The organism is Bacteroidota bacterium (genome assembly GCA_034723125.1).
Classification (GTDB): domain Bacteria; phylum Bacteroidota; class Bacteroidia; order CAILMK01; family JAAYUY01; genus JAYEOP01.
Window position 1 is genome coordinate 1 of record JAYEOP010000375.1, and the last position, 2,370, is coordinate 2,370.

The 2,370-nt window shown below is 32.2% G+C and carries 1 protein-coding gene; it reads left to right on the forward strand.

Annotated elements, in window-relative coordinates:
- Window positions 1-1,962, forward strand: a 1,962-nt coding sequence (locus U9R42_10045) for a LamG-like jellyroll fold domain-containing protein (GenBank protein ID MEA3496362.1), incomplete at its 5' end; no start/stop codon positions are given.
- Window positions 1,963-2,370 lie beyond the last annotated feature (408 nt).

The window sequence follows — 2,370 nt, forward strand, 5'->3', positions numbered from 1 at the left end:
ACACCTTTAGGAGCAACTGATATTTCAAATTCTGTTTGGCATCATATTGCACTGACTAAAGATAACATTTTAGTTGGCCGTTATACAAAAATGAATTTTACATTTTATGTTGATGGTATTTTATTAAATACTTGGAATCCAATAGATAATAGCGATGATTTAAATAATTCAGATGAATTAAGGATTGGTGATTCTTATGTGTCAAGTGATTATTTTAATGGTTTGATCGATGACCTTCGAATTTGGAAGGGAAGTGCAAGAACGCAAACTCAAATAAGAGATAATATGTATAATGAGATAGGTACTAGTGGTAATCTTGTTGCATATTATAAATTTGCAGAAACAACAGGTACAACTGCAAGTGATGAAACAACAAATCATAACGGAACATTAAATAATATGTCAAATGCCGATTGGATTACATCGACAATTCCAATGCCTTTTACAACCAAAAGTGGTGCATCTAACTGGAGTTCTACAGGCTCATGGACAAGTGGTACTATCCCTAATGTAAGTTGGGCTCCTGTAAAAACATCACACGATATTATTGTTGATGATGATTATGAAACAGAAAAACTCACAATTATTACAGGCACAGTTTCAATAAATCCAACTTCATCTTTATCCGTTAATGGAAACTTAGTAAATTCAGGAACTATTAAAATAAAATCTGATGCTGCAGGAAATGTTGGTTCCCTGATTGATAACGGAACAATTACAGGTACACAAAAGCTTGAAAGGATATTATCTGAAGGTGGATGGCATTATATTTCTTCACCAATTTCAAGTGCATCAAGTTGGCTTTTTACAGGAGCAGCAATGTATGAATATGATGAACCAAATGGAGAATACGATGCTTTATCAGGAGGTGTAACCATGACAGTAATGAGAGGCTACGATGTGTATTATATTGGAACAAGTAGTAAAACAGTTACTTTTGATGGTTCTTTTAATACAGGGAGTAAGACTTATTCTTTAACATACAATGCTTCAGACGGACAAGGATATAATCTTGTAGGTAATCCTTATCCCTCAACTATTGATTGGGAGGCTTCTTCCGGATGGACAGATGATTATGTTAATGCAACAGTTACTATTTGGGATCCGGGAAGTGGAGCAATTTCAACTTATGTACGTGGAACAGGAACAACTAATGATGGATCAAGGTATATTCCCGCTTCTCAGGGATTTTTTGTGCAGTGTACACAAGCTACAACACTGGGCATGACAAATGATGTGCGTGTAACAAATACAATGACTGCAAGAAGTAACAACAAAACAAATGAATTAAGAATGAAAGTTATTGGGAGTAAGAATAGTGATGAATCTTTAATTGTCTTTAACCCAAATGCAACTTATAATTATGATGGAAAGTATGATGGTCGTAAAATGTTTAGTTTAGTTAAAAGCGATCCTCAAATATATTCCGTAAACCAAAACAGTGATGAGTTTGCAATAAATTCCATACCATTTCAAAAAGGAAGTTTTTATATTCCATTATATCTATATTCTGGCGTTGGTGAAAACAATACACTAGAATTTGATTTAAGCAAATTGAATATTTCTTCTGATGTTTATCTTGAAGATATTAAATCCGGAGAAATAATAAATATCAGAAATAATGAATCCTACCATTTTTATGCAACTCCGTTAGATAATCCTTATCGGTTTAGAATACATTTTTCTCCTTGTGATAAAATTAGTAATACGACTATTACTGATAATCCTAAAAATAATGTAAACGTCTATTCTTCTGACAATTTTATTTTTCTTTCTTTTATTAACTCAACAAATCAATTAGCAACAATTTCTGTTTATGATATTGCTGGAAAGCAAGTATTGTCAAAAGAAATTCAAACGAGTGCTTTGCAAAAAATTGAGCTTAATAGTCCGGCAGGGGTATATATTGTAACTGTTACTGTTAATAATAACCGTATTGCCAAAAGAATATCTATTTGGTAAAAGCATTTTTTAATGCATATCACAAATTATAAATACAAAATAGTTGTTAATCATAAAAACATAAGTAAAGATTTGTCATAACAAATCCTAAGCACACAATTACTATTGGGGGGTTCTATAAATACATTCGCATTAAGATTCTCAGAGTTTTTTATAGACAATGAAAAAATTTGATGCAAATCGGGATAATGTTAAAATTTTTGAAGAAGTATATGTTCCGAAATTTCGGAATGAAAACCCTTTGGGAGCAAAGATAATAAACAATCTGACTGCGTTAAAAATTTTCTCAATAGCTTGTGCCTCCGCTAAAGCTTCAGCGACACGCGGACGGCTATTCAGAAAAATTTGTGCCTTGCATCTTATTCATTATCTTTGTTTCTTAAAAGAAATGTATTTATAGAACCCCCC